The organism is Sphingobium lactosutens DS20 (genome assembly GCF_000445105.1).
GTDB classification, from domain to species: domain Bacteria; phylum Pseudomonadota; class Alphaproteobacteria; order Sphingomonadales; family Sphingomonadaceae; genus Sphingobium; species Sphingobium lactosutens.
Window position 1 is genome coordinate 14,087 of the sequence record NZ_ATDP01000109.1, and the last position, 25,641, is coordinate 39,727.

Genomic DNA, 25,641 nt, shown 5'->3' on the forward strand with positions numbered 1-25,641 from the left:
AATTCGAATAGCGGAACCGACTTTGAATGGGAGAGACATATGCAGATACGCGCGGCAGTTTCCAGGAATGCAGGTGCGGATTTCAGCGTCGAGACCCTTGATATGCTAGATATCCAAGCCGATGAAATACTGGTGCGCGTTGTGGCCACCGGGCTTTGCCATACCGATATCGCGGTGCGCGACCAGATACTGCCGGTTCCCCTGCCGGCCGTCCTTGGCCATGAAGGGGCCGGCCTCGTAGAGGCGATCGGAGCAGACGTTCAAGGCCTCAGCGTCGGCGACCACGTCGTGCTGGGATTCGCGGCCTGCCGGCAATGCCCACAATGCATCAGCGGGCAGCCGGCCTATTGCCGCGAGTTCACACCGTTGAATTTCAGCGGACGGCGCCGGGACGGAACCTCATGTCTGCACGATCAAGATGGTGAGGTAAGCAGTCACTTCTTTGGCCAGTCGTCATTCGCGACCCATGCCATTGTAGCGGCCAAAAACGCCGTCAAAGTGACCAAGGATGCGCCGATCGAGCTCCTTGGCCCGCTTGGCTGCGGTATCATGACCGGCGCCGGTGCCGTCTTCCACGCTTTGCAACTGAAGCAGGGTGAAAGCCTGCTCGTCACTGGAGGCGGCCCCGTCGGACTAAGCGCGGTGATGGCGGGAGTGGTCAGAGGGGCGGATATGATCCTGGTGTCCGACCCTCTTCCCTCGCGCCGCGCAATGGCTATCGATCTCGGCGCCACCCACGTGATCGATCCAGCAGCCGGGGAACTCGCGGAGCAGGTTCGTGCTATTGTGCCAGCCGGCGTCGAGAACGTGCTCGACACCTCCGGCATAGCCCCGGTCATCGAAGCCGCGGTTGGTGCTCTGGCCGTGCGTGGCAGGCTGGCGACGGTTGGCGTGCCCAGGTCTGCCGATGCTGCAGTTTCGCTCAATATCCTGCAGATGCTCTCGCTGGGCATTCAAATTAGCGGCGTCACCGAAGGGAACGCCGATCCCCAGACCTTTCTTCCGCAGCTTGTCGACCTTTTCCTGGCAGGCAAGTTTCCGATCGATCGCATGATCAGCTCATATCGCCTGGATCAGATCAACGAGGCCATCGCCGATCAGCATGCCGGCCGGTGCGTGAAGGCCATTCTCACGATGTAGCCGGGAGTTCGTCGGGCGGCGGCCGATCGCTGCCGCCCGTATGCAGTTTCTCGAGATGCCGGAAAAATGCACGCTGTCGAAGCAATCCAAAGAAATCGAGCATAAGAGGCAAGGCCTGCTCGATAAGATCTGCCGCTTCGCGCGTTGTGACACGCTCGTTCGTCCGCTCGAAGAACGTTTGGGCCTCCCAGCTGCCGACAAACTCCGCGGCCTTCGTGTAGAAGCCCAATATATCAGGTGAGTAAGTCAGTCGCTGGTCGAAGCCGGCCTTACGCATCTGGCCCCAGATACGGACGAGATGCACTGCGGAGATGGAAAGTGCTTCACCATCCGATGTCTCAATAATCTCCAATATACCGATCCTGGCAAGGATATGGGCATCCTCCAGCGCTTGCGGATACTCCCGCTCTAGCGTGGTGATCAGCACCGGTTGCCCATCCCCACCCGTGCGGTGATCAACTAATTGCTCGAGCTGATCGAATGCCGCGGCATCAAGCCGAGCCTCGGCCGCCTCGCCGTCCATAAGGGCACGAATCTGGGAAAGCGTGAGGCGATTTTCTCGCTGAAGGCGGCGTATAGCCGCGATGGCCTGGACATGCTCCTCGCCATAGATCGCAATTGTCCGGCGGGGTCGCGCGGGTTCGGGGATCAACCCGTCTCGCAAATAGACGCGAATCACCTCCCTATGGACCCCGGTCCGTTGCTCAAGTTCGCGCATCTTCATAGAGTTCTCTAAAGCATGGGACAGGAGAGCGAGCAATGCGTGCTCTCGCTACGCTGACGACAGCCAGAAGGCGGCTCATGCCGTCTGACGCAAAGCGTCGCGTTCAAACTCAAATTGCGCCTAGGCAACAACCACTATCCTGACCGCACCGAAGCGAGGCACGGGGGGGCGCTACATCTCCGTCGCAGATCTGCCCCCGATCAGGAAGCCAACGGATCTTCCGATGGAAATATCAGCGCGTGGAACAGGCGGGTTTCAAACTGATAAATCTGAGAGCGGGCTTTCTCATCGGCATTCTCCGTCCCGTGAGCGGCCATCCGCGAAGAAACGATCTCTCTTAACCCGGCGCGATAACTGGCAAGGCGGTCGCGAAAATTTGGATTACGGGCTGCCTCGAGAAATAGTTCGACGCGCGCAAGGGCGCGGGTCCGATTTCCCGGAGCTGTAAAATGCTCGAACAGCTTGTCAAAATCGACAGATCCGTCTGCCCGAAGGCGCTCACGCGAGTCTGCCAGATCTGCGCTCAGCACTGCGTCCATGGCTAGTTCGAGCAAAGCTTCTCTCGTGCGACAATAATATGCCGTCGAACTCGACGGCAAACCGGCTGCGGCATCGACGGCACGGTGAGTGAGGCCACGCGCGCCCTTTTCCGCAAGGGTATCGATGGCGGCCCTGGCGATAACTTCTCTGCGGTCGTTGCGCATATCTCTCCTTACAGAACCTATACAGATGTATTGCCATGAGCCTATACAGATGTATAGACCCATCAATGTGCGGCGCGGTCGCCCTTTCGACGAGGTTTGGAGATCATCATGGACATGGCGGGACGTGCCGGCAGTGTTGGCGCAGGTCGATGGCTGTTGGGAATATCGGGTGCCGTCCTGGCGCTCGTCGGACTGGTCCTCCAGATCGGCGGGATACAACTCGTCATGGTCGGTGGCTCAGGATACTACTATATTACTGGGGCGCTGCTGACCGCATCGGGTGTGCTGATTGCTCTTCGGAGAGTGTCTGGTGCCCTTGTTTTTGCGATCGTTCTATTTGGAACGCTCATCTGGTCGATTTGGGAAGTGGGTTTTCAGTTCTGGCCGCTTGTTCCGCGGATCGGGCCGTTTCTCATCATGAGCTTCGTTATGCTGCTTATCCTGCCCCGCCTGACCGGCGGCAGGGGCGCGAAGGTTGCAAAGCTTGGAGCTGGGGCGACCGCGCTCTTGATCGGCATGGGCGCGATCGCCATGTTCTACCCGCATGGGGTGGTCCGCAATCCATTCTCCTCGGCCGATGAGAGCGGTCCTGACGGTGAGTCACGCTGGCAGTTTTTTGGAAAAGACGCATCCGGTACAAGATATGCGCCATATAGCCAGATCACGCCCGGAAATGTCAATCGCCTGAAGGTCGCATGGACGACGCGGACCGGGGATTTGACCGCGCCGGGAGTGGAAAGCCAGAACACGCCCTTGCAGATCGGCGATACGCTCTATGCCTGCACACCCCGCAACCAGGTTCTTGCCCTTGACGCTGATACGGGGAAAATCCGGTGGCGGTTTGATCCGGGAATTCGCACTGCGGCTTACAGTCGATGCCGCGGCGTTGGCTATCATGACGCCACTTCCGTGCAATCTTCCGGACTTGTGCCTGGAAACAGAGCCGCCCCACTGCCCTGCGATCAGCGCATCATCATGACAAGCGTCAAGGCGAGAATGTACGCTATCGATGCCCGGACCGGGCGTCTGTGCACTGACTTTGGAGAAGATGGCGTTGTTGATCTGCGCAAACAGATGGGCGCAGGCAATCCAGACTTTTACTTTCAGACATCGGCGCCAACTATAGCCCGTGACCTTGTAATAGTCGGGTCCTTTGTCATGGATGGTCGCGCCGAGAAGATGCCCGGCGGCGTCATCCGGGCTTTCAATGTGCGGACCGGGCAGCTTGTCTGGGCTTTCGATGCCGGACGGCCAGATGTGACGACGCCACCACCCGCGGGCGTGGACTTTGTCGATAGCACCCCCGACATGTGGTCGACGCCTGCCTACGACGACAAGCTGGGAATGATCTATCTTCCTCTTGGTGGGGGAGCCGACGATTTCTGGGGCGCCAATCGCACTCCGGAAACCGAGGCTTACGCAACGTCAATTCTTGCGCTCGACATCACGACCGGCAAGGAACGCTGGAAATTCCAGACCGTTCATCACGATATCTGGGACTATGACGTTGCCTCGCAGCCGGCGCTGTACGACCTTCCCGATGGCAAAGGAAGCATAACGCCTGTCATAATCCAGCCGACCAAGACTGGACAGATTTTCATGCTTGATCGCAGGAATGGCAAGCCCTTTGCCCCTGTTGCCGAACGCCCTGTACCCCAGGACGGCCAGCCGGGAGATCGGATTGCGCCCACTCAGCCGCATTCGATCGGGATGCCTCAGATCGGTGTTGAGCCCCTGACCGAAGCATCGATGTGGGGCGCGACGTTCCTCGACCAACTTTCCTGCAGAATTGCCTTCAGGAAGGCGCGCTACGAAGGTCCGTTTACACCGATCACGACCAAGCCGACCATCTTCTACCCGGGCTATTACGGCGGGTTCAACTGGGGAGGTGTCTCGGTGGACGAGAAGCGTGGACTTCTGATCGTCAATGACATTCGGATGCCGCAGGTCATCTCTCTCGTGCCTCAAGCCGAGGTTGACCCGCGTGAAGTGTCGGACGCGCATGCGCTGGGGCTGTATCCGCAAAAAGGGGGGCCCTTTGCGACGCGCCATGACACCCTGATGTCGGTGTTGGGTATCCCATGCAATGCGCCGCCATGGGGCACCATGACCGCGATCGATGCGGATTCCGACCATCGCGCGCATGTATTCCGATCTGATGCCGCGCAGCGTTCCGATCTGATCGCGCGCAGGTGGATCATCTGATCGTTGGGTGAAGATGTCATTCCTGTTCGTTGTTGGTCAAGCGGCTTGAGCCGGGAGATTCCGGCGCATGGACTCGCCGGAGAGTTCGAGGCGATGAGCGTTGTGAACGAGGCGGTCCAAGATGGCGTCGGCGTAGGTCGGATCTCCGATCAGATCGAACCAGCGGGCCACAGGAAGTTGGCTGGTCACGAGGGTTGAGCGACGGCCGTAGCGGTCTTCAAGGATCTCGAGCAGGTGGTGGCGGGCATTTCCGTCGAGCGGTTCAAGCCCCCAGTCGTCCAGGATCAGCAGATCGACCCTGCCAAGGCTCTTCATGCGTGCAGCGATGCGGCCGTCCCCTTTGGCCAGCGACAGGTCGTCGATCAATCGCGGCAGGCGCGTGTAGAGGACCGAGCGATTGTCGCGGCAGGCCTTGTGGCCGATCGCACAGGCAAGCCAGCTCTTGCCGACCCCTGCGGGGCCGATGATGGCCAGGTTCTCGTGGGCGGCGATCCAGTTTCCTTTGAGCAACGTTTCGAACAGCCGGCGGTCGAGCCCGCGCGCGCTGCGATAATCAACGTCTTCAGGCACCGCATGATGCCGCAACTTGGCATGACGCAGCCGAAGCGCGAGGCGCCGATCGTTGCGCCAGGTTGCTTCATGATCGAGCAGCAGGGCCAGCCACTCGGCATGGCCGAGGCCTGCGGCGTCACCATTGCCGTCCAGTTCGGCAAAGGCATGGGCCATCCCGGTCAGCCCAAGCTGGTTCAGTTGATCAAGGGTTGGGTGTTTGAGCATCGTCGCTCCTCTCAGTGGTAATATTGGGAGCCCCGGATGTTGTCGTGCAGGATCGGCTCGCGTTCCGGGGCTTTGGACACGGGCACCTTGTCGAGCCCCTTTTCGAGGATCGATTTGACGGACGGGTAATTGCGCGCCTGGATCTCCAGCGCGCGCATCGCAGCAGCCTCAAGCCGATCGGCGCCGAAGCGTTTGGCGAGGCCGATAATACCAAGACACGAGCGGTAGCCCTGCTCGGGATGTGGTCGGTCCGCGATAATGCGCTCGACCAGCAGCGACAGCATCGGCCCGATCCGGGCAGCCTCTTCCCGGATTTTGGCCGGCGTCCATTCCAGATAGCGCCGGTGGCTCGAAGGCATATGCTCGGGCACCGTCGTATGCCGGCCATTGCCGCTGCCACGCATATGAACCGCGATGCGCTCGCCGCCCAGGAAGATCTCGACGGTGCGCGCGGTGAAGCGGGCCTCGACCTCACGACGGGCGAAGCGATGTGGCACAGAGTAATGGTGATGATCGAGGGCGATATGGTAATCGAGCCCGACACGGCATCGCTTCCACTCCGCGTGCACCCAGGGCTCGGCGGGCAGCGGCTTGAGATTGGGCGCGTCGATTTCCTCGAACAACTGGCGGCGGGTGCGACCGAACTGGCGAAGAACCCGCGTCTCATTGAGATCGGCGAGGCACTCGGCGATAGCGGCGTTGAGCTCAGCCAGGCTGTAGAAGACACGGTTGCGCAGTCGGCCTAGCACCCAGCGCTCGACAATGCCGACACAGGCTTCAACCTTCGCCTTATCGCGCGGCCTCCGGGGCCGCGCCGGCAATACGGCCGTCCCGTAATGACGGGCCATGTCATTGTAGCTGCGGTTCAGCATCGGATCGAAGTGGCAGGCCTTGATCACCGCGACCTTCGCGTTGTCGGGCACCAGCAACTGCGTGACGCCACCGAAGAAGGCGAAGGCGGCATTGTGCCCCTCGATCCAGTCGGCGAACTGCTCGGTCCAGGTCGCACAAGCGAATGACAGGCTTGAGCCGCCCAGCACCGCGACGAACAGATGGGCGTCGCGGATCTCGCCGGTTCGGCGGTTGATCACGACGGGGACCGTGTCGCCCGCATAATCGACGAACAGCTTCTCGCCACCGGCATGGCTCTGACGCATCACCAGCGACAGCCGCCCCTCCCAGCGCCGGAACAGGTCACACCACCGGCTATAGCGATATCCGTCAGGCTGAGCGGCGATATACTCTTCCCACAGGACCTGGAGCGTCACGTGCTTTCGCTTCAGTTCGCGCGCCACCAACGACCAGTCCGGTTCCGGCTGCTTGCGGCGTCCGGGCTTCACGCCCGGAATGCCGTACAGCCTGGCCTCCAGCTCCGCTTCGGTCATGTCATCGGGAACCGGCCACGCAAGACCCGCCAGCCTCAGCCGCCTGATCGTGTCCCGAACAGTCGTTGGACCCACGCCTGTGCGTTCGCCGACAACTCGTGTGGAAAGCCCGGCATCCAGGCTCAAATGCAATATCTCGCGCACTTGGCGCATCGAAACCCTCCTCGTCGGCATCCATTCCTCCGGTCGCTATGCGACCGTAGAAATGACCCAACGATCAGGTTCTCCACATCTCAAACTGCGCGCGATCAGCTCGGAATACTGCGCGGACAATTCTCGGAACGCTGCGCGCGATCAATTCGGAAGCCCGCGCGCCATCAAATCGGAATGGTGCGCGCGATGACCTCGGAATCCGCAGCGATCGATTTGCGCAGCCGTCAGATCGTGTGGCAACGGCCGATGGGCTCGATAAAGGATTCCGTGCTGCCGGTTGGCATCAAATCTCCTCTGCCCATGCCGGTCGGCATGCCCACCCTGGGTGGTCCGATCAGTACGCGTTCCGGCATCACATTCTACGCGGGCACGCAGGACTTTTATCTTCGCGCACTCGATACGCGCACCGGTGAGGAGCTTTGGAAGGGGAGACTGCCCGTGGGAGCACAGGCAACCCCGATGACATATGTCTCGCCCAAGACCGGCAAGCAGTATGTCCTGGTTTCTGCGGGCGGCGCCCGTCTTTCGCCTAATCGTGGCGATTACATTATCGCATACGCCGTAACGAGGTGAGAATGTCGCTGTGGGGCGACCGGGAGGCAGCCCCTTAGCCATTAAATGCGTAATCCAGAAAAGGCTGGCGAATAGGCGGCTGCCTATCGATCTAGATCAGTCTTGGCGAGGTGGAGCGCCGCGACGAATGGTAGGATTTTTAATCGCTTTTCGTATTTTCAATTAGTGCGGCCCCGCGATGATACCTACCCTATCCTGCAAAATGCTATTCTGCGAGAGGGACATGAGATGCTGATAGGTGCTCCGAATTTTCGCGATCTCGGTGGCCATGCCGCGAGGGGCGGCACGGTCCGGACAGGCAAAGTCTACAGGTCGAGCCAACTCTCCCACTTGACCGATGCCGACCAAGAGTCGGTGCGACAAATGGGCCTGAGAAGCATCATCGACCTTCGCTCGGAACGCGAACGGATGGCGCAGCCTACACCCGTGACCCTCAGGACGGCAGGCGACTACCTGTCTCCAAAGTCTGACACCGACTTCATTTTCAACCGCATTTTCGCCAAAGCGGAGAAGACCGCAGCTGCCTGGACTTTAGGATTTTCGACCTTCTACAGTCTGATGCTGGATGAATATGCGCCTGAATTTATCGCGATGTTTCGTGCGGTTTCGGACGGGGATTTACCGGTCCTGATCCATTGCTCAGCGGGCAAGGATCGCACTGGCGCGGCAGCCGCCCTGCTACTTGATTTCCTGGGTGTCCGACGCGAAACCATTCTTGACGACTATATTCGCAGCAGCTCCGCATTAAACGGTGACATGCATTTCAAGAACATGCTCTCCGATGCCAAGCTACATCTCTACGCCGATCTTCCACTTGAATGCCGCGAGGTCATACTTGGCACAAAACCTGTTTATCTCGAGTGTCTGTTCGCGACCCTTGACGACCGGTTCGGGTCGGTCAGCGGCTATCTCGCTCACCATGGGTTCAGCGCTGCTGAACGTGATCGGATCGCCGAAGTATTGATCTGACATGGACACTCGGCATGAGTGTGGACGCGCAACGCGGATAGAGCGGAACAGGATTGTGTCGGTAGCCCGCCGAAATTGCGCGTCGACGCACGCGCTGCTTCGCTTCCAATCGCCAAGGGTTTCGAGAACCAGCTTTTTGCCTTTCGATGCAGTTTGCTGTGTCGCCAAGGGGACGCTTCGTCTTGACAATCGAGTTCGCTCGGAAGGGAGCGCTGCCGCTCCCCTCCTAACCTATTCCAAGCACGCCGTAAAACCGTTGCGATCCTAGAATGACGTGATAACACTGCGTGCTATGGCACCTTGCTTGAGCTCCTTATAGGCATCGTTAATTTCCGTGATGTTGATCTCGCGCGAGATCAGGTCATCGAGGTTGAGTTTCCCCTGGAGGTAGAGCTGGGCATACATAGGGATGTCGTGCTTGATGTTCGCCGATCCCATGTAGACGCCGCGGAGATCGACCTGGTTGGTCAGCAGATCAACCGTCACATTGACGTCGATCGTCTTCATGGGTGAATGCACGCCGATGAGATATGCGCTGCCGCCCTTGCACGCCATCTTGATCGCCTGTTCCGACGTGGCCTTGATGCCGACCACCTCAAATGCATGGTCGACCCCGCCTTCGATCAACATGCGCACCGCCTCCACGCTGTCACCAGCCGACGCATCGACAAAGTCGGTCGCGCCGAAGCGACGCGCCAGTTCCTCCTTTTTCGGCTGCATGTCGATGGCAATGATCCGCGCCGCTCCCGCCAGCTTGGCGCCCGAAATGACGTTGAGCCCGACACCGCCGATGCCGATCACCGCGACCGTGTCCCCAGGACGCACGGCCGCGGTGTTGATGGCGGCGCCGGCGCCCGTGATGGTGCCGCAACCGAGCAGCGATGCCTGCGCGAAGGGGAGTTCCTTGGGTACCAGGGCCAGTTGGTTCTCATGCACCAAGGCGCGCTCGGCAAACGCCCCGGTACCGAAAACTTGCGTGACACCGGCTCCGTCCCGCGTCAGTCGATGCGCGTGGTCGGGATCGTCCCGCAGCGTTTCTTCGGGATGCGTGCACTGATAGGTGCGCCCGCCGATACAGGCCCGGCAATGGCCGCAAAACTGGATCAGCGACCCTACGACATGATCGCCTATCGCGAATTCCCGCACCTCCGGACCGATGGCGAGGACAACCCCTGCCAGTTCATGCCCCAACACGGCGGGCAGCGGAACACCGAAATCCTGTTCGGCGAAATGCAGGTCCGAATGGCAGAGGCCCGATGCCTTGACCTCCACCAGAACTTCCCGCCCGCGCGGCGCATCGATCTCGATCTCCTCGATCTGGAACGTGCCATCGAGGCTATTGAGAATGGCGGCTTTCATGATGTTCTCCTAGTCGGGTTCAAGCGGGATGAGAGGGGGTCAGGCAATCGACGATGCGGCGCATGTCATCGATCCGTTCCATGTCACGGCAAAGCCCGACAAGCATGTCCAGCTTGTCCGCCGGGAGCTGGACGGCGGCGAAAGGGGCGCAGCGGCGCAGCTTGCCCGCCAGATCGTCCCAGGTCATCGGGTTGCGCGTATGTCCCTTCACATAAGGGGTGACATGGGTGAAACGGCGTCCATCGGAGAGTGTGATTGCGACCGTGAAGCCCTCGAACTGATCGGCATGATCGGGATCGGCGACGATATGCACCCGTCGCATCAGTTCGCGCCGCTCTGCATTCATGATCCGGTCAGGGTGCAGGTCCTCGAGGAAGAAACCACCGGTCATCGCGGCAGCGGCAATCGTATAGGGCGCGCTGAACATTGCCTCCGGCACGGAGCGCGGGTTCCATTTCGCCGCCGCCGGCTCGAATGTCATGCGTGCGCTCGTACTGCCGACGCAGTCGATGCGATCGATATCGCGCCAGTCCAGTCCCTCGCCTTGAATGATAGCAACCGTGCTGGCGATGAAGCTGTGGGTAAATTTACACGCGGAATAGGGCTTCATCGACAGCCCTCCGGCCAACTGCCAGTGGGTCCCCAGATCCTCGGTCAGCAATTCGGGCCGCACATCGTCCCACGCGACATGCCGCAATATGCCACTCGGCACGCCCTGGAATATGCCGCGCGGCGCCGTCACGCCGCGGCGGGTCAGCAGTACCGCCTTTACCGCCGTATCCCCGGCAAAGCTGTGCTGCACGCGCGCCATCTGCGTACCTTCAGAATATTTATTATATTCCGACATGCCATGGACAGTATAGGCCATACCTAACGCATTCCATGTTTCGTCGGCATCCAGGCCGAGGATACGCGCCACCGAAGCGGTTGCGCAGAGCGGCCCGTTCCATTCGCCTGGCATACCCCATGTCGTGTGGTAGCGCACAAGGTTCAGCGCTGCGCTGGCGCGCACGCCGACTTCAGCGCCTGTGACATAGGCAGTCAAAAAGTCCTTTCCGCTGACCGCTCCGTCTGCAATGCCCAGCACCGACAGCATGGCGGGCACATTCCATTCCGTCACATGACCGCCGGTTTCATGCACATCGCCCATATCGATCGCGCGCGCCATTACGCCATTTGCAAAAGCAGCCATGGGAGCGGGTACCTGGTGCCCGTGTATCAGGACGGTGGCTTGCGGCGCGCCGCCCCACTCGGCAACCTGGTCGGCAATGGCGGGGCAGACTTCCCAACCGGACCCCGCAACAGTGACCGCCAGCGTATCGAGGATCGCACGCTTGGCCAGGTCGATCACCGGCACGGGAATGTCCTGATAGCGTGTCTCAGCCACCATCTTCGCCAAAGGTCCGGCAGGATCATGCTCGGGCAGGACAGGATTCTCGTGCTTCATGATACCATCATCGCAGGGATGTCGGGTAAATCCTGCCCGTCGGGGTCCAGCCCGGTAGCCGCGAACCATGTTCGCTCACGTATCGATTGTGCCGCACCATAAGCCAGCACAGCATCTCGTGCGGCGGGCGCCAACGCGACCTTGCCGTCTTCGCCGAGGATGATCCGGTCGATCAGGCCGCCAAGGACCAGGATACCATGCTCGACCGCAGCCAGATCCCGCTTGTCGACCGCCTTCCCCGCCTCGATCGCCGCGGCCAGCTCCTCGACATAAAATGGATCGACCGAAGGCAGCATCGCCTCTGCGAGCGCCACCATGGCATCGAAGGATCCCCCTTCGAACGCCGCAGCCCAGCGCCATTGCTCGCCAATCATCCGCAGATGGCCGATACACAGGCCGATCTGATCCTTTGCCAGCCGTTCGCGTGGGCCGAGCGCCGGCAGGACCACCTGTTCCAGCGACTTGACGATGTTGGCAATGCGCAGGTCAATGCTTGGCAGCATGGCTCAATCCTTCCCGATCAGCTGGACGATGTGGTGAAGGAAGACAGCGCCAGCCGATCCCAGCCAAGTCAGCACCACTTCCTGATGATTATTGCTGGCGGCAGCTGCCCGCATCGCCTGTCCCAGGTCCATGACCGCGCATTTGTAGGCGTTGAGTACCTCGTAGTAGCGAAGCCTGGCCGGATCGATGACATTGCCGGACGCAGCCTCATACTGGGTAATGAAATCTTCGCGCGGCAGCAGGCCACTGACCAGAAAGACACCGTCATCACCCCAGGCGCCGAACAGCTTCTGCATGGTCCAGGCGATATCCTCGTGAAAGTCACCGATATGAGCCAGTTCCCAGTCCAGCACGGCTGTGAACCGTCCGCTCGGCTCCTCGAACAGGAAGTTGCCCATGCGCAGGTCGCCATGGACCAGCATCGGGGAATCGCACGGGGGGGCATTCTCACGCAGCCAGCGCTCCGCCAGCGTAACGACGGGTACCGGCTCCACCAGGCAATCCCACCATACCTGCGACCACCAGTTGACCTGCCAGATCGCCGCCTGGTTGCTGTTGGGGCGCGGTGCGTCGAAATAGCGCAGGTTCGCGCTTGCCCAGTCGAACCGGTGGGTCGTCGCCAGCGCATCGACATATTGGGGCGCGAGCCGATCAATGAGCGCTCCCAGCCGACCGCCCATGCCCGACACGCCGGCGCTACCGCCCTCGCTGGGCTGGGTCACTCCGCCGACAAAACCAAGGATCACCGCAGGCTGTCCCAGCAGGTCTCCATCGGCGTCGAACCAGCGCACGGATGCCACGGGCATATGCTCGCGCATGACCATCTGGATCTCGCCCTCCCGACCGCGACAGGTCTGGGCGATCGCCTCCAACGGGTCCATGCGCAGAACCAGTCGCTCGCCTGTGCGGTCGCCCCGATGCGTGAGGGTAAAGGCGAACTGCTCTTTCGACGCGCCTCCAGACATGCGCTCGACGTCGGTGACGGCAACGCCTCTCAGGTTCTTCGCAGCGAAAAACCCTTCCAGCATGGCCGTGACCTGGACATCGGATTTCGGCCGATAGGGTCCGGTGTCGCGGAGGCGGACGGTGCGTTCCAGCACATGGCGGATCCGCGGCTCCATTTCGGAGCGATCCCAGATGTCGACATCATCGCGGCCCGCGAGCGGCGTCCGCATGGTAGCGTCCTCCCTCACCATGCAAAGCGCTCGACATAGGGTGTCGCGAATTTCAGATAGTCGCGGTTCCAGCAGAACTCGCACCAGCCGGTGCCTTCCTCGCCATCGATCGTTGCGGTGACAACGGACTCGTTCAGCAGCACCACCGGGTCGAGATCCAGCTGATATTTGGCGAATGCCTTGCAATCGACGAAGACCGATCGACCGTCCGTATCCGTCACGGTCACGCGAAAGCGATCGTGCATCATATCGGCATCGAAATCGATGTCGTAATCGACGCTCGCGACATGGCGCATCACGCCGTCCTTGTAGAGATATCCCCGCGTTTCAACCTTGCCGAAGGACATCATCTCGAAGAAATGGACCGACACGCTTGGCGTCGTCGCATGGATCCACTTATAATGCTGATTGAGGCCCCAGACACGCGGCCCCCAGCTATGGTCCCGGATCATGAAGTCGTTGAGCGGATAGTCGCGCCCATCGACACGCAAGTTGCCCTGAATGATGCCATGCTGTTCGGTGCGATCATCACCATAATAAGGCGGGTTGCCCTTGGGGTGGGAACTGAACGCATAGGGGGGATGGATCGCTTTCCACTGGCCTTCGAACTGGATACGGTCCCCGACCCAGCCCAGATCTATGGTCTTGAACGGTTCGCGCACTGCCATGAGCAGCGGACCGAAACGCCAGTCGTCAAAGTCCATGTCCGGCGGCACCATCTGCTCAATCTCTTCCTCGATCGGCGCCTCGAAGGCGGGGCCGAACAGGTGAAGACGACCCTTGGCATGGCCGTTGGCGCGTACAGTGGGATAGTAGAAGCCGGCGATACCATATTGCGGCAGTACGAACTGGTGCGTCGCCGATTCCCGGCCATCATCCGCCAGCTTGTGGCGATAGGCATGCTCGACAGGGAAGGCGGCAAATTCTTTCGTGGTTTCCGGCATCTCTGGGTTCCTCTCCTTATCTCATTTTCCCCGGCCGCAGGCGTCAGTCCGCCCCTGCGAAAATCTCCTCAATAGCCGGAAGGTCGTCGCGATCGGGATCGAGCCGGTTCGCCTTGAACCAGGTCCGCTCACGCCGCGCGTGACGCAGACCATAAGCAAGCACCGCGTCGGTTACCGCCTGACTTAGCGGCGCATGATCATCGCCACCCAAAATGAAAGCATCGACGGCGTTTCCCAGGTCGATATTGGCTTGCTCTAACGCGGTGATGCTGACGCGATCGCATGCCTGTGCGGCAGCCAGCGCGTTCTCGAGCCGGGATGCGACCGATGCTGGGGCGTCGGACAAGAGTTCGCGCGCCAACCCGGCCAAATCATCGAGGCTTACCTGCTCGTAGAGCAGCGCGGATTTCCACTGGTCGCCCATCATCCGCAGATGACCGGCCACCAGCATCGCCTGATCCCGCGCCTGCCGCTGTTCGCGAGGCAACGCAGGCAGGATCACCTGTTCCAGTGCCTTGATCATGTTGGCGATGCGCAGGTCGATATTGGGTAGCATGGATCAAGCCTCCCTGATCAGCGTGACGAGTTGCTCGAGGAAGACGGCCCCGGCCGAGCCGAGCCATGTCAGGATGATATCCTGGTGGTTGTTGCTCTGCGTCGCGGCGCGCATCGCCTGGCCGAGGTCGATGACCGCGCACTTGTAAGCGTTCAGCACCTCATAATAGCGCAGCTTCACCGGATCGATGCGATTGCCGGAAGCCTCCTCATAGGCGCGAAAAAAGTCCCCGCGCGCAATGAGGCCGCAGACAAGGAAGTCGCCATCCTCCGTCCATGTCCCGAACAGCCGCTGGATGGCCCAGGCGATATCTTCATGGAAATCGCCGATATGGGCGAGCTCCCAATCAAGGACGGCGGTGAATTTTCCGCTCGGTTCTTCGAACATGAAATTGCCCAGCCGCAAGTCGCTATGTGTCATCACTGGGTGTTCGCACACCGGCGCATTCTCGCGCAGCCAGCGTTCGGCGTACGTGAGCAATGCCACCGGCTGAACCACGCCATCCCACCAGACTTGCGACCACCAGTTGACCTGCCAGATGGCGGCCTGGCGCGTGCCGGCTTGCGGCGCGGCATAGAAGGAAAGATCGGCACCCCGCCAGTCGAAGCGATGTACCTGTGCCAGGGCGTCGATAAACTGGGGGGTCAATTTGGCTGACCACTCGTCATAGCGTGTACCGATGCCCGAAAAGCCATGGCCGGTGCCCTGCGTGGGCTCGGTGACGCCGAGCACGAAGCCCAGGATGATCGCGGGCTGGCCCATTATCTCTCCATCGGCATCAACGCTGCGTACCGACGCGACCGGCAATGTCCCGACAAAGGCCTGATGGATCTGCGCCTCGCGGCCGCGGCAGGTCTGGGAGATTGCCTCCAACGGGTCCATCCGCAGGACAAGCCGTTCGCCCGTTTCATCTTCGCCGTGACGCAAAGTGAAGGCGAACTGCTCCTTCGAAGCCCCCCCTGCCAGGCGGAACACGTCGGAGATGGTGACTTTTTCCAGTCCCTCGGCCGTGAAGTAGCGCGTGAGCATGGCGACCACTTCTTCGTCCGATTTCGCGGCGTAAGGACCTTTCGCGCGATCGCGTACCGTCCGGTCGAGAATTTCCCGGATTCGCGGCTCCATGTCGTCGCGGTCCCAGATGTCAATGCCGTCCACGACCGGCATGTGGAGAATGTCGCTCATGTCAGTTGCCATTGCCTTCCCAGGGGAACCGGAAACCGCCCTCCCCCATGCCGTAGCCGATGGTCCCATCGCTCAGCCGGTACTCCATCATCTGTTCGACCATCACGAAGGTGTCGAAGGGAAATTGCCAGCGAAACAGCGGCTTGGCCGTGAATTCCCACAGACGATCATCTTCGTCCCACACCTTCCAGTGGACATGACGGAAGCCCATCTCGTCGGCCTCATAGTCGATAACTTCCTCGACCTTGCCGATATGATGCCAGCGTTCGCCGTCGTGCAGAATCTTCTGATAGCTGTCGCCATGTTCGGTGATGGCGTGGACGGCGACGCAGGACATGCCATTGTCGAAGATCGGCCAGGCCAGGCGATAATGCTGCACCCCTGCCCAGTTACGCGGACCACAGCTGATGTCACGGAAACCCGCGTCGTCGATCTCGATGATTTCGCCGCCGCGCACGCGGACCGTACCGGTCACGTCGCAGGCGCCCTCCAGATGGATGAAGGCAAGCTCGCGGGCGATCGCATCGTCGCTGCCCTCGCTAGGCACAATGCTGTCACCCATCGCAAAGCGCTGGTTCCACACGAGGTCGACGCCGAAATCCTCTGTATCGATCGTGATGCGGCACGCCTGGAGCGGCTGGACGGCTTCCAGGCGCACACCCGCTACCGTCACCCCGCCCTCGGGACGGTCGCTTGTATAGGGGAGGTGCATGTTCAGCCGTGTGAACAGCGGCTTTCCATCCTTGAAGAATATGGCAAAACCATTGGTTTCTCCCATATTCTCCATGAAGCCGAAGCGGATGAAGCCGCCGAGCTTCGCGTTGCGATCGTAAAAATTGAAATAGTAGCTCTGGCTCCATTTCGGGATGGCCGGATTGGGTATGTGACGTTCGCAATTTTCAGTCATATAAGCGTTGGTCAGCTCGGTCATCATGCCCTCATTTCATGCTTGGACGATGCGGCCGCCATGAAGACGGCCGCACCCAGATCAGTTGAAATTGAACCCCAATGTTACGCCGTAGGTCGCAGGCCGCCCGGCGAAGCGCGCAGAGCTGTCATTGGCGGGAATTACGTTGGTCCAGTAGTATTCATTGAAGATGTTTTTGCCCCACAGGCTAACGCGCCAGCGATCGCCGTCGGAAACATAGCCGATGCGGGCATCCACGGTCGCGTAGCCGTCGATCTTGTAAATGTGATCAACACCCGGCTTCAGGATCGTGGCCGGCGACACCGGGAAGGTGATCCGGCGACCGCCCAGCGTCGCGTCGGACGCGCTGCGGCCGGTTACCGTGAAGCCGATGAACGGCGATCCGCCATTGGGCATGCGAACCTTGTAATCGACATTGAGCGAGCCAGACCATTTCGGCGTGAAGGGCAGCGGGTCGCCCCGGAAGTCATCAGCCGCACCAATGACATTGACGCCACTGTAGCGCTGCACCTTGGAATCCAGGAAGGTGCCCGCGGCGGTGATCGTCAACCCTTCGGTGGGGCGAAGCGTGATGTCCGCCTCCGCGCCCTGAATGCGTGATTTAGGGACATTGACCAGCACGTCGAGGATGCCGAAGATCGGATCAGGCGTCTTGCCGCGAATCTGCTTGTCGCGATAGTCATAGTAGAAGGCAGCGAGGTTCAGGCCGACCTTGCGGTCGAACAATTGCGTCTTTACGCCCGCCTCATAGGCCGTAACCGATTCCTGTGTTACCGGTGACAGGGCCGCGTAGGTCGCAGCGGCCAGACTGGGGAACGAACCCGCCTTGTAGCCGCGCGAGGCATTGGCATAGATCAATGTCTGCGGCGTCACCTGATAGTCGATGCCGGCGCGCCAGGATACATTGTCCTGCTTGAGCGTCCGTACATAGGGCTCGCCCGGCGTGTTGGTCTCGTTCAGCGAATAGCAGTCGGTCTGCCCGATAGGCGTGAAGGGCACGGTGCTCAGCAACGAGCCCAACAGGTTGAACAGATCCGCAACATTGCCGTCGCCCGCGGCATAGCCGCAGATATTTGCGTTGTTGCGGCTCTGCGTATAACGCGCCGCAGCCTTTAGCGTCAGCTCCTCGGTCAGTTTATATTCGGCATTGCCGAAGAATGCGTAATTCTCGATCTTCTGCTTATTGGTGACACCGCTGGCGTTGATGTACAGATTGTCGGGATTATAATTGGTGCTGTCGATGTAGCGCAGGATCTGGTTCTCGAATGTTGTGCTCTTCTCGTAGTTGGCACCCACGATCCACCGGAATGTGCTGGCCTGGTCGTTCGCCAGCCGCAGTTCCTGGTTGAACGAGTGGATGTACCCGTCATTCTTCTCCAGATCGAAGACGATGAGGCTCATGCCATCGCCATCTGTCACCTGATCCTGCTTGTAGTCGTCATAGGACGTCAGCGAAGTCAGCGTAAGATTATCGGTCAGATCGATATCCGTGCGGAGGGCCGCCTGGAAGAATTTCCGATCCGCGCGCGGCCTGAGTGCTCCAGTCGACCAGTCGGCTGCCCGTGCGTTATCGCGCGGAAAGGGATAGGCCAGCAGCGCGGGCGAGGCATAGGCCGGAATTTGTCCGAACTTGAGAACCAGCTGCTGCGCCTGAGGATCGGACTTGTCGCGCCAGCCGTTGACGTTCAGTGAGAAACGGACCGTGTCGGCAGGATTCCAGTCGAGTAGAAGGCGACCAGCATAATAATTCTGTTCGCCCAACTTATCATCGCGCGTGTAACTCTTTTGCCAATCGTCCGAATGGAGTGCCGTTCCGGCGAGCCGGAAGCGCAGATTGTCCGTGACGGGACCACTGATGAAGGCATTGCCATCGATCTGATTGAACCGCCCGTAGCTGATGTCACCGCCGGCTTCGAAGCTGCCGGTGGGTTTGGCTGCAATATAGTTTATCGCCCCGCCCGTGCTGTTCTGACCGAAGAGTGTTCCTTGCGGTCCCTTCAGCACCTCGACCCTTTCAAGGTCGAATGCGGTGTGGCTCGCCATCACCGGGAATGGCAGCGGCGTCTGATCAAGATAGACGCTGACCGCCGGATAGACGCCCAGCGAACTCTCATTGAAACCCACGCCGCGTAGCGTGAAGATCGGCGTATTTGCGGTACTCGATGCGAAGGCAAGGCCGGGTACCACGCTCGCAATATCCTCAAGCGAGGTGACCTTACGATCTTGCAAGGCCTCTCCCGAGACAGCCGTGATGCTAAGCCCTACCTTGTTGATATTCTCCTGCCGCTTGTTAGCCGTGACGACAATGTCGGCAGAGTCGCTGATATCGGCTTGCGGCGCGCCAGCTTGCGTTTGCTGCGCGAACGCTGGCGACTCTGTTAACAGGCACGCGAGACTTACTGATGCGAGTAACGCGCCATATTGCATTCCCATAATCCCCTCCAACATTATATTGTTTCATCAGGCGCTTAGCTTTTTTTGTTGCTGCGCCTTTCTTATATTTATGATGACTACATTGCGCCGGATCGGCAGCTATCTCTCGCTTCACAATCGAACGATCCGGAGGGTGTAAGTCGATTTGCTGCCGAGATCGGCATTGGAGTTTCGACGGCGGAACCATCGGTTCCATCGGTGCAGATCTAAACCAAACCTTTTGCCAATGACTGGAAGAGCGCAGCATAAGGGCAACCATCGCCACCGCCTGTAGCAGGAAGAGATTGCGCTCAGCGATGGCAACACGGTCCATATATCGCGGTCACAACGTCGCCATAGGACTCCCCCTCAGCCTTGCCACTTACGGACAGTTACGTGTTGGATGCTTGCAACCAACTTAATCGCGCAAGCCGAAAAGCGTCAAATATAATTCGGTCGAACCATTATAAGACGGATGGATTTTGAGAGCATATAAGCCGCTGTGATAGCTAGATAATTTCAGAGCCGTCCCTAAAAATGAATACGGACTTGATGTTTGAATAGGATGGCAGATGACGATTTTCCGGGCGTCATCCTAAATCAACGTGGCACCGGCAGCCGCTTGACGCCATATCCTACGGCGCGACGGCGACCGTCGATAATTGCAGGGGCATGATGCGGATGTAAGATCGGACGAGCCTGCATCATTTGTCCAGCGAAGAGCCCATAGCCCCCCGCGGCTTCACGACGTGGTAGGCCGTTCACCACCGAGCAACAGACACCCAAACGGCGCACCAATCAATCGGAGAGGGAATGGCGCCGCGCAATGAGGAAAAATCCTTGGGCAAGTGCTGCGCTCGCCAGCAACGTTATCGCAGCGGCACCGCCAGGATTGGAACCAAAGCCGACCGAGGCTGCAGCTGCGGCTCCCACAACCATCTGAAAGAAGCCATAAAGGCCGGAAGCGGATCCTGCCATGTCGGGCCTGATTGCCGTCGCCTGTGCCAGCGCGGCGGGTCCCGCCAGTCCAACGCCACATGTGTAGAAAAACATCAGCATCGTGACGAGAAGAGCGGATGCCAGATCGAACATCATGACGATGCAAAGCGCGGTCGCAAAGACCGCACAGAGCGCGTGACCCAAGGCGAGAAGCCGCTGCGTGTGCAAGGTCGATGCGAGGCGGGACGCCATGAAGCTGCCGACCCAGGCGCCGATGACGACGATTGCGAGGCAGGCACCCGTCACTTGCGCCGACTGATTGAACTCATGTTGATACAGGAATGGCGCCGCCGCGATAAACGCATACCAGCTCGTCGTTACACATCCGCCACCCAGGGCATATCCCAGAAAGCTACGCGATCGCGCAAGCGCAGCATAATGGAGAGCGATATTGCCGCGCTGCCCCCCTGCCCTGTTCGTTTCCTGGAGTACGAAAAGCACCGAAAGAAAGGCCACACCTCCCAATAGCGCAAGCGCGAGGAGGACGGCACGCCATCCAAAGGCAGCCGCCACGATGCCTCCGATCAATGGTCCAATCCCTGGCCCAACCAGGATCGCAAGGTTCAAGCGGGCGAGATCGCGAGCCGCCTGGGAATCCATGCTCACATCGCGCACGATGGCACGAGCGATCACCATGCCCGAGCATCCGCCAAGCGCTTGCGCAAGGCGCGCCGCGATCAGGACATCCGAAGAACCGGCCATAGCGGCGACCAAGCCAGATATGATGTAAACAAAGATTCCACCAAGCAAGACAGGCCGCCTGCCGAAACGATCGGCCATTGGGCCATGAACCAGTTGGCCAACGGCGAGGCCCCAAACATAGACGCTGATGCTGAGTTGCATCTGCGCGGGCGTGGCCCTGAGATCCGCTACCGCCAACGCCAGAGCGGGCGCGAAAATATGGATCCCCAGCGTCCCGCACAGTGTGATCGTTCCGAGTAGCCAAAGAGGAGGGCGGGCGTTTGACGCACCTTCAACAGTCGATGACGTAACCATTTATCCGTGATCAATCGCCGTCTATGCGCAATCCCATCGCTCGCCCCTATTCCGGACGATATCCGGGATTGCGCGGCCCCCTTCGACGTTAGCGCCGGTCAGGCTGCAATCGAGCCGATATCTTCAGCGCTCTTGAGCGTTTCAAGCACGCGGCGTGCCTGATTGACGGCGCCATCGCTTGCGATACCGACAAAAGCACGGTCTGGTTCGTCATCGATACGCAGTTGCTGCGCCGCGAGTGTTTCTTCGTCCTCGGTGATGGTATCGAAAAACTGGTCGAACAGCACATCGGGCACGCCGCTCTCCTTGGGCGCCGTGGTACAAATCGTCCAGAGATAATGGCTCGTCGTCTCGGTTTCGGGCGTGATGAAATGGTTGTTGGCAAGCATGAAGCCATTATCGCGCTTGCCTTCATATGCGCCCGTTCCGGCGTCACAGCCGCCGGCGTTCACCCGACAGGTCATGCCGATACCGGGTTCAAAACGCACTTCCTGCCAGCGATCGACGCGCCCCTTGAAGCCGCCTGCATCGATATAGGATTTGGGCGGGATGGAATTGGGCATCTTGCGCAGCAGGGTCACCTTGCGGCCGTCGAACTCGACCTTCGTGTCAGCGCCATAATGCTGCTCGGGGTTCCCGCCGATGGTCCGCGCATGGATATAGGGAACATGGGTCAGGTCCATGATGTTATCGATGATCAGCTGCCAGTTCGCCTTCACCGGGAAGTTGTAGGGCCGCCATGTCCAGCTTGGGTCGTTATGCTCGGGGCTGTCGATGATGATATCGGGATCGGCAAGGGCAGCTTCTCCCATCCAGATCCAGATGAGATGATCCTTCTCGACAACCGGATAGGAGCGCACATTGGCGGCTGCGGGGATGCGGGATTGATTAGGTATGCGGGTACATGCGCCGCGCTTGTCGAACTCCACGCCATGATAGCAGCAGCGGATTACCTGCCCTTCCACATGGCCTGCACTAAGCGGCATGGCGCGATGACTGCACCGGTCCTCAAGGGCGGCGATCTCACCGTCCTCGGTGCGGAAAAGCGCCACCGGCTTGTCCAGAAAGCGCCGTCCAAGCACTTTGCCAGGGGCAACTTCGCTAGCGAATGCGGCGACATACCAGGTATTGTAGATGAACATCCGACCTCTCCTCAGCCAGGCGGACGACTACTCGTATGAACGCACGCAGCCGCCTCCATTAAATCATCTCGGCAAGATAGGATCACAACCCATCTGTCTGCCAATCGCATTCCAATATCGCCATAAGAAAATAGGGACGAGATTTGATCAAGCCGATGCTGCTGGTCAGCGCAGATACAGCCCCCCATTCATATCGAGCGTGGCACCCACGAAGAAACCGCCTCTGTCGGACGCGAGCAGCGCCGCGGCCGCGGCAATCTCACTCACCGTCATGAACCGGCCGATCGGCACCTCCTCCTCCACTCGGGCGATCTGCTCGGCCGACAGGCGCGCCTTTGCGGTGTCGATCGGTCCAGGAGCGATGGCATTAACGGTTACGCCTGTGCCCGCCAGATAGCGCGCGAAATACTTGGTCAACATGATCGCTCCGGCTTTCGAAGCGGCATAATGAGGCGACGCGACAGTCCCTCCGTTCTGCCCTGCGAGCGAGGTGATGTTGACGATCCGGCCATAACCGGCCTCGCGCATATGCTCGGAGAATATCTGGCAGCTCAGGAACACGCTTCGCATATTGATCTGGACGATCGAGTCGAACTCCTCGGGCGTGATATCCTGGGTGGGCGTCCGCTTGGCAAAGCCCGCATTGTTGACGACGATATCAATCCGTCCCCATTGCGACGCGATGCGGTCCCGCGCTGCGAGAAAATCCCCTTTCTCCCTGACATCAAGCTGCAGAGCAACGGCGCTTGCGCCGCTGGGATCAAGCGATGCCGCCACGTCCTGCGCTACAGCCAGATCAACGTCGCTCACGGCTACCCTACCGCCGCCCGCATGAATCTCCCGCGCGATCGCTTCCCCCACGCCGCGACCGCCGCCGGTAATAAGTGCCGTGCGGTCATTGAAGGAGAAGCTACCATTTGCGGGAAGATCGAAGCTGTCGGCCATTGGAGGATCCTGAATAGGGATGAAAGAGTTGGGGAAGGACGCATCCTCCCCCGGGGGCGAAGTGGACTTACGGTCGCACGGACAGAGTGACCCCGTATGTCCGCGGCGTGTTGGTGAAAATCTTCCAGTAGGTAGTGCCGTTGCCCGGCACTGCAAGGAAGGCGGTGATATCGTCGGCGTTGACGATCTGATAGTTATTGGTGAGGTTCTTTCCCCATATGCCCAGCGTCCAGCGCCCGTTGGCAGACTCATAGTTGAGCCGGGCATTGAGCGTCCGTCCCCTCGTGTCATTGTACAGATTGTCGTAGAGACGCAGGGTGTTCGCGTCGTCCGTGGATATACGGCTGGAATAGTTGAAGTCCGCCTGTGGAGTGAGTTTCGCGCCATTGGCCATGGCCAGGTCATAGCTCGCACCGATTGTGAAACTGTCGCGCGGAGCGAACTTGGCCGGGTTACCCGAATAGTCGAGGTTGACCAGGGGATCCCGCAATGACGTGTACTCGCCGATCAGATGGGTGTAATTGCCGGTAAGCCGCAGGCCATCCACGGGACGCAGGACCGACTCGATTTCCCAGCCCTTCATCTTAAGCGTGCCGTTGTAAGTGTGGGCGATACCACCTGCACCCGAAAAATTCTGGAGGTTCTTGGTCTTTTGCCGGAATAGCGCGACGTTGAAATCGAGCATGTTGTCGAACAACCGGGTCTTGGCGCCAATCTCATAATTTTGCGCCTTCTCAGGCTCCAACGGCAGGGTTGGATTGAGATAGGCGTTGTCGACGAAGCCGCCGGATTTGAAACCCTTTGCCCAGGTCGCATAGAGATTGACCTTGTCGACCGGCTCATATTTCAGCGTCACGCGCGGCGTGAAGGCGTCCCAGGTCTTGCCGCCCGAGGCAAACACCTCGCCCGGAAAGCCGAAACCCGGGATTGCCCCGGCATCGGTGGTCGAGAAGGCGTGGTAGTCGATCTTCTTGCGGTCGGACGTGTAGCGACCGCCGGCCACCAGCGACAATCTATCCGTGATCTCGAACGTGCCCTCGCCGAAGACCGCAATGCTTCGAATATTGCCGTCCTGCACGCGCGTGATGTTGGTCACTTCGGGATTGCGTCGCACGGTGGCATTCACTGCCGATCCCGGCAACGGGCTATAGTAGAAGATGTTCGTGGTCGAGACGTCCGCCGACAGGAAGTAGGCTCCGACCACATAGGAAAAACGGCCCGGAGCCGACGCGAAGCGGACTTCCTGCGTGAAGCTGCGATTCTTCACAACCTGTCGGCGATCGAAGACGGGCACGACCGTCGCGACCGGCACATCGTCGTTGATCGCGCGGCTGTCATTCATGCGATAGCCGGTTATGGACGTGAGCGTACCGCCGAGCAGATCAAGGTCGGCACGCAGATAGCCACCGCGCAGTCGCTGCCGATAGGGCGACCGTGCATAGTCGTTGTTGGTCCATTCGCTATCGTCATAGTTTCCAAAGGTGGCGGGAATCCGCTGAACGCCGCCGATCCCGAGACTGATGGCGCCACCATTGCCCTTCGTGAAGCTATAGTCGCCCGACAAAATGATCTTCAGCGTCTCGGTTGGCTCGAAAAGAAGCTTCCCGCGCATGGCGTAACCATCGGTCTTGCCGTAGCTGCCCGACTGGTTGGGTGTGTCGATAAGCCCGTCGGAGCTTTCGGTGCTGAAGGCGAAACGCGCGGCGATCTTGTCATCCACCAACGAGCCGTTGACCATGCCCTCGGTACGAATGAAACCGCCGTTCCCGCCTGTAGCCTGGAAGAAATAGTCGTCCTTGAAGGCGGGATTGTTGGTGATGACCGCAATAGCGCCGCCCACGACATTGCGCCCGAACAAGGTTCCTTGCGGCCCACGAAGCACCTCGACGCGGTCGGTATCGAAGAAGTTGGCATTGAGGTCGTTGTTGAAGACATAATAAACGTCGTCCATGAAATAGGCGACGGGCGTGTCGAGTGTGGCGGTTCGGAACGTGGAGACATTGCCACGGATCGCGACGATGGACAGCGACTTGTCCGAGGTATTGATCGTAATCCCCGGCATTTGCTGCGTGAGCGCTGTCGGACTGAAGACCTGGTTGTTACGCAGCATTTCTCCGCCGAAAGCAGCAATAGAAAAGGGCACCTCCCGCACCGTCGATTCGCGCCGTTGCGCCGTGACGATGATGTCCCCGGCCACGGCCTGCTGCTGAGCGTTGTCCTGCTGTTGATCTTCTGCGGACGTCTGCGCCGCGGCGGGTCCATATACGCCCGCCAGCATCATGCCAGCCAGAGCCGAGTAAAACTTGTGATTGAAAGGCATGCCGAGCATCTCCCCTATGTGTGACGGCGATTTTTCGCCTGGTCACGGGGTAAGACAGCAAGTTGAACCGACCGGCAATAGCTACGTCCCGGTTTTTGAATG

At 59.8% G+C, this 25,641-nt stretch carries 21 protein-coding genes; 4 read left to right on the top strand and 17 right to left on the bottom strand.

Annotated features, from left to right (window positions below; all coding sequences use genetic code 11):
- Nucleotides 1-39: 39 nt before the first annotated feature.
- The gene (locus RLDS_RS52465) at nt 40-1,140 is read left to right on the top strand and encodes an NAD(P)-dependent alcohol dehydrogenase (RefSeq protein WP_021228483.1); all 1,101 of its coding nucleotides are present in this window, start codon (nt 40-42) and stop codon (nt 1,138-1,140) included.
- Here RLDS_RS52465 and RLDS_RS52470 read toward each other — a convergent pair.
- The gene (locus RLDS_RS52470; protein ID WP_021228484.1) at nt 1,130-1,864 is read right to left on the bottom strand and encodes a MerR family transcriptional regulator; all 735 of its coding nucleotides are present in this window, start codon (nt 1,862-1,864) and stop codon (nt 1,130-1,132) included. The two genes, RLDS_RS52465 and RLDS_RS52470, sit on opposite strands and share 11 nt — an antisense overlap.
- A gap of 200 nt (nt 1,865-2,064) precedes the next feature.
- The gene (locus RLDS_RS52475) at nt 2,065-2,568 is read right to left on the bottom strand and encodes a TetR/AcrR family transcriptional regulator (RefSeq protein ID WP_021228485.1); all 504 of its coding nucleotides are present in this window, start codon (nt 2,566-2,568) and stop codon (nt 2,065-2,067) included.
- A 108-nt stretch (nt 2,569-2,676) separates the two neighbouring features.
- Between RLDS_RS52475 and RLDS_RS52480 the strand changes: the two genes are divergently transcribed.
- The gene (locus RLDS_RS52480) at nt 2,677-4,773 is read left to right on the top strand and encodes an outer membrane protein assembly factor BamB family protein (protein ID WP_021228486.1); all 2,097 of its coding nucleotides are present in this window, start codon (nt 2,677-2,679) and stop codon (nt 4,771-4,773) included.
- Between the two features lie 36 nt (nt 4,774-4,809).
- Here the strand turns inward: RLDS_RS52480 and istB are convergent, their stop codons facing one another.
- Together istB and istA are read right to left on the bottom strand one after the other, a co-directional pair.
- Complete coding sequence (gene istB, locus RLDS_RS52485) at nt 4,810-5,550, bottom strand: IS21-like element helper ATPase IstB (protein WP_021228487.1); 741 nt, start codon at nt 5,548-5,550, stop codon at nt 4,810-4,812.
- A gap of 11 nt (nt 5,551-5,561) precedes the next feature.
- On the bottom strand, nt 5,562-7,088 hold the full coding sequence (gene istA / locus RLDS_RS52490; RefSeq protein WP_021228488.1) for an IS21 family transposase: 1,527 nt from the start codon (nt 7,086-7,088) through the stop codon (nt 5,562-5,564).
- Nucleotides 7,089-7,274: 186 nt separating this feature from the next.
- On the opposite strand from istA, the gene RLDS_RS57115 reads away from it, so the two are divergent.
- Both RLDS_RS57115 and RLDS_RS52500 read left to right on the top strand, forming a co-directional pair.
- Nucleotides 7,275-7,661: a hypothetical protein gene (locus RLDS_RS57115; RefSeq protein WP_236616940.1), complete on the top strand. Its 387-nt coding sequence runs from the start codon at nt 7,275-7,277 to the stop codon at nt 7,659-7,661.
- Between the two features lie 228 nt (nt 7,662-7,889).
- Nucleotides 7,890-8,630 carry a tyrosine-protein phosphatase gene (locus RLDS_RS52500; protein ID WP_031299155.1) on the top strand — a complete coding sequence of 247 codons (741 nt, stop codon included), beginning with the start codon at nt 7,890-7,892 and terminating at the stop codon, nt 8,628-8,630.
- Between the two features lie 264 nt (nt 8,631-8,894).
- On the opposite strand, the gene RLDS_RS52505 is transcribed toward RLDS_RS52500, so the two are convergent.
- The 13 genes from RLDS_RS52505 to RLDS_RS52565 all read right to left on the bottom strand — a co-directional run bounded on the left by RLDS_RS52505 (nt 8,895) and on the right by RLDS_RS52565 (nt 25,539).
- Nucleotides 8,895-9,989, bottom strand: a complete 1,095-nt coding sequence (locus tag RLDS_RS52505; RefSeq protein ID WP_021228492.1) for a Zn-dependent alcohol dehydrogenase — start codon at nt 9,987-9,989, stop codon at nt 8,895-8,897.
- Nucleotides 9,990-10,008: 19 nt separating this feature from the next.
- Nucleotides 10,009-11,436: an MmgE/PrpD family protein gene (locus tag RLDS_RS52510; protein ID WP_021228493.1), complete on the bottom strand. Its 1,428-nt coding sequence runs from the start codon at nt 11,434-11,436 to the stop codon at nt 10,009-10,011.
- Nucleotides 11,433-11,939, bottom strand: a complete 507-nt coding sequence (locus RLDS_RS52515; RefSeq protein ID WP_021228494.1) for a hypothetical protein — start codon at nt 11,937-11,939, stop codon at nt 11,433-11,435. The genes RLDS_RS52510 and RLDS_RS52515 overlap by 4 nt, the downstream gene beginning before the upstream one ends.
- Before the next feature lie 3 nt (nt 11,940-11,942).
- Entirely contained in the window at nt 11,943-13,115 is a 1,173-nt protein-coding gene (locus RLDS_RS52520) for a phosphotransferase family protein (RefSeq protein WP_021228495.1), read from the bottom strand.
- A gap of 14 nt (nt 13,116-13,129) precedes the next feature.
- Nucleotides 13,130-14,059 carry a DUF7064 domain-containing protein gene (locus tag RLDS_RS52525; protein ID WP_021228496.1) on the bottom strand — a complete coding sequence of 310 codons (930 nt, stop codon included), beginning with the start codon at nt 14,057-14,059 and terminating at the stop codon, nt 13,130-13,132.
- A 43-nt stretch (nt 14,060-14,102) separates the two neighbouring features.
- A complete protein-coding gene (locus tag RLDS_RS52530) occupies nt 14,103-14,615 on the bottom strand; it encodes a hypothetical protein (protein WP_021228497.1) in 513 nt (170 codons plus the stop codon).
- Nucleotides 14,616-14,618: 3 nt separating this feature from the next.
- A complete protein-coding gene (locus RLDS_RS52535) occupies nt 14,619-15,797 on the bottom strand; it encodes a phosphotransferase family protein (protein WP_021228498.1) in 1,179 nt (392 codons plus the stop codon).
- 1 nt (nt 15,798) lies between these two features.
- Entirely contained in the window at nt 15,799-16,731 is a 933-nt protein-coding gene (locus RLDS_RS52540) for a DUF7064 domain-containing protein (RefSeq protein WP_052034223.1), read from the bottom strand.
- A 54-nt stretch (nt 16,732-16,785) separates the two neighbouring features.
- Nucleotides 16,786-19,158 carry a TonB-dependent receptor gene (locus RLDS_RS52545; protein WP_021228500.1) on the bottom strand — a complete coding sequence of 791 codons (2,373 nt, stop codon included), beginning with the start codon at nt 19,156-19,158 and terminating at the stop codon, nt 16,786-16,788.
- A gap of 777 nt (nt 19,159-19,935) precedes the next feature.
- Nucleotides 19,936-21,132: a Bcr/CflA family efflux MFS transporter gene (locus RLDS_RS52550; protein WP_031299162.1), complete on the bottom strand. Its 1,197-nt coding sequence runs from the start codon at nt 21,130-21,132 to the stop codon at nt 19,936-19,938.
- 98 nt (nt 21,133-21,230) lie between these two features.
- On the bottom strand, nt 21,231-22,274 hold the full coding sequence (locus RLDS_RS52555) for a Rieske 2Fe-2S domain-containing protein (RefSeq protein WP_021228502.1): 1,044 nt from the start codon (nt 22,272-22,274) through the stop codon (nt 21,231-21,233).
- Nucleotides 22,275-22,439: 165 nt separating this feature from the next.
- A complete protein-coding gene (locus RLDS_RS52560; RefSeq protein WP_021228503.1) occupies nt 22,440-23,219 on the bottom strand; it encodes an SDR family NAD(P)-dependent oxidoreductase in 780 nt (259 codons plus the stop codon).
- 67 nt (nt 23,220-23,286) lie between these two features.
- Nucleotides 23,287-25,539 (bottom strand): TonB-dependent receptor, encoded by a 2,253-nt coding sequence (locus RLDS_RS52565; protein ID WP_031299164.1) that lies wholly within the window; start codon nt 25,537-25,539, stop codon nt 23,287-23,289.
- Between the last annotated feature and the right edge of the window lie 102 nt (nt 25,540-25,641).

Bases quoted from the DNA above. Each gene is read 5' to 3' on its own strand.
- RLDS_RS52465 (WP_021228483.1), top strand. From the start codon at position 40: ATGCAGATACGCGCGGCAGTTTCCAGGAATGCAGGTGCGGATTTCAGC.
- RLDS_RS52470 (WP_021228484.1), bottom strand. From the start codon at position 1,864: ATGAAGATGCGCGAACTTGAGCAACGGACCGGGGTCCATAGGGAGGTG.
- RLDS_RS52475 (WP_021228485.1), bottom strand. From the start codon at position 2,568: ATGCGCAACGACCGCAGAGAAGTTATCGCCAGGGCCGCCATCGATACC.
- RLDS_RS52480 (WP_021228486.1), top strand. From the start codon at position 2,677: ATGGACATGGCGGGACGTGCCGGCAGTGTTGGCGCAGGTCGATGGCTG.
- istB (WP_021228487.1), bottom strand. From the start codon at position 5,550: ATGCTCAAACACCCAACCCTTGATCAACTGAACCAGCTTGGGCTGACC.
- istA (WP_021228488.1), bottom strand. From the start codon at position 7,088: ATGCGCCAAGTGCGCGAGATATTGCATTTGAGCCTGGATGCCGGGCTT.
- RLDS_RS57115 (WP_236616940.1), top strand. From the start codon at position 7,275: ATGACCTCGGAATCCGCAGCGATCGATTTGCGCAGCCGTCAGATCGTG.
- RLDS_RS52500 (WP_031299155.1), top strand. From the start codon at position 7,890: ATGCTGATAGGTGCTCCGAATTTTCGCGATCTCGGTGGCCATGCCGCG.
- RLDS_RS52505 (WP_021228492.1), bottom strand. From the start codon at position 9,989: ATGAAAGCCGCCATTCTCAATAGCCTCGATGGCACGTTCCAGATCGAG.
- RLDS_RS52510 (WP_021228493.1), bottom strand. From the start codon at position 11,436: ATGAAGCACGAGAATCCTGTCCTGCCCGAGCATGATCCTGCCGGACCT.
- RLDS_RS52515 (WP_021228494.1), bottom strand. From the start codon at position 11,939: ATGCTGCCAAGCATTGACCTGCGCATTGCCAACATCGTCAAGTCGCTG.
- RLDS_RS52520 (WP_021228495.1), bottom strand. From the start codon at position 13,115: ATGCGGACGCCGCTCGCGGGCCGCGATGATGTCGACATCTGGGATCGC.
- RLDS_RS52525 (WP_021228496.1), bottom strand. From the start codon at position 14,059: ATGCCGGAAACCACGAAAGAATTTGCCGCCTTCCCTGTCGAGCATGCC.
- RLDS_RS52530 (WP_021228497.1), bottom strand. From the start codon at position 14,615: ATGCTACCCAATATCGACCTGCGCATCGCCAACATGATCAAGGCACTG.
- RLDS_RS52535 (WP_021228498.1), bottom strand. From the start codon at position 15,797: ATGAGCGACATTCTCCACATGCCGGTCGTGGACGGCATTGACATCTGG.
- RLDS_RS52540 (WP_052034223.1), bottom strand. From the start codon at position 16,731: ATGATGACCGAGCTGACCAACGCTTATATGACTGAAAATTGCGAACGT.
- RLDS_RS52545 (WP_021228500.1), bottom strand. From the start codon at position 19,158: ATGGGAATGCAATATGGCGCGTTACTCGCATCAGTAAGTCTCGCGTGC.
- RLDS_RS52550 (WP_031299162.1), bottom strand. From the start codon at position 21,132: ATGGTTACGTCATCGACTGTTGAAGGTGCGTCAAACGCCCGCCCTCCT.
- RLDS_RS52555 (WP_021228502.1), bottom strand. From the start codon at position 22,274: ATGTTCATCTACAATACCTGGTATGTCGCCGCATTCGCTAGCGAAGTT.
- RLDS_RS52560 (WP_021228503.1), bottom strand. From the start codon at position 23,219: ATGGCCGACAGCTTCGATCTTCCCGCAAATGGTAGCTTCTCCTTCAAT.
- RLDS_RS52565 (WP_031299164.1), bottom strand. From the start codon at position 25,539: ATGCCTTTCAATCACAAGTTTTACTCGGCTCTGGCTGGCATGATGCTG.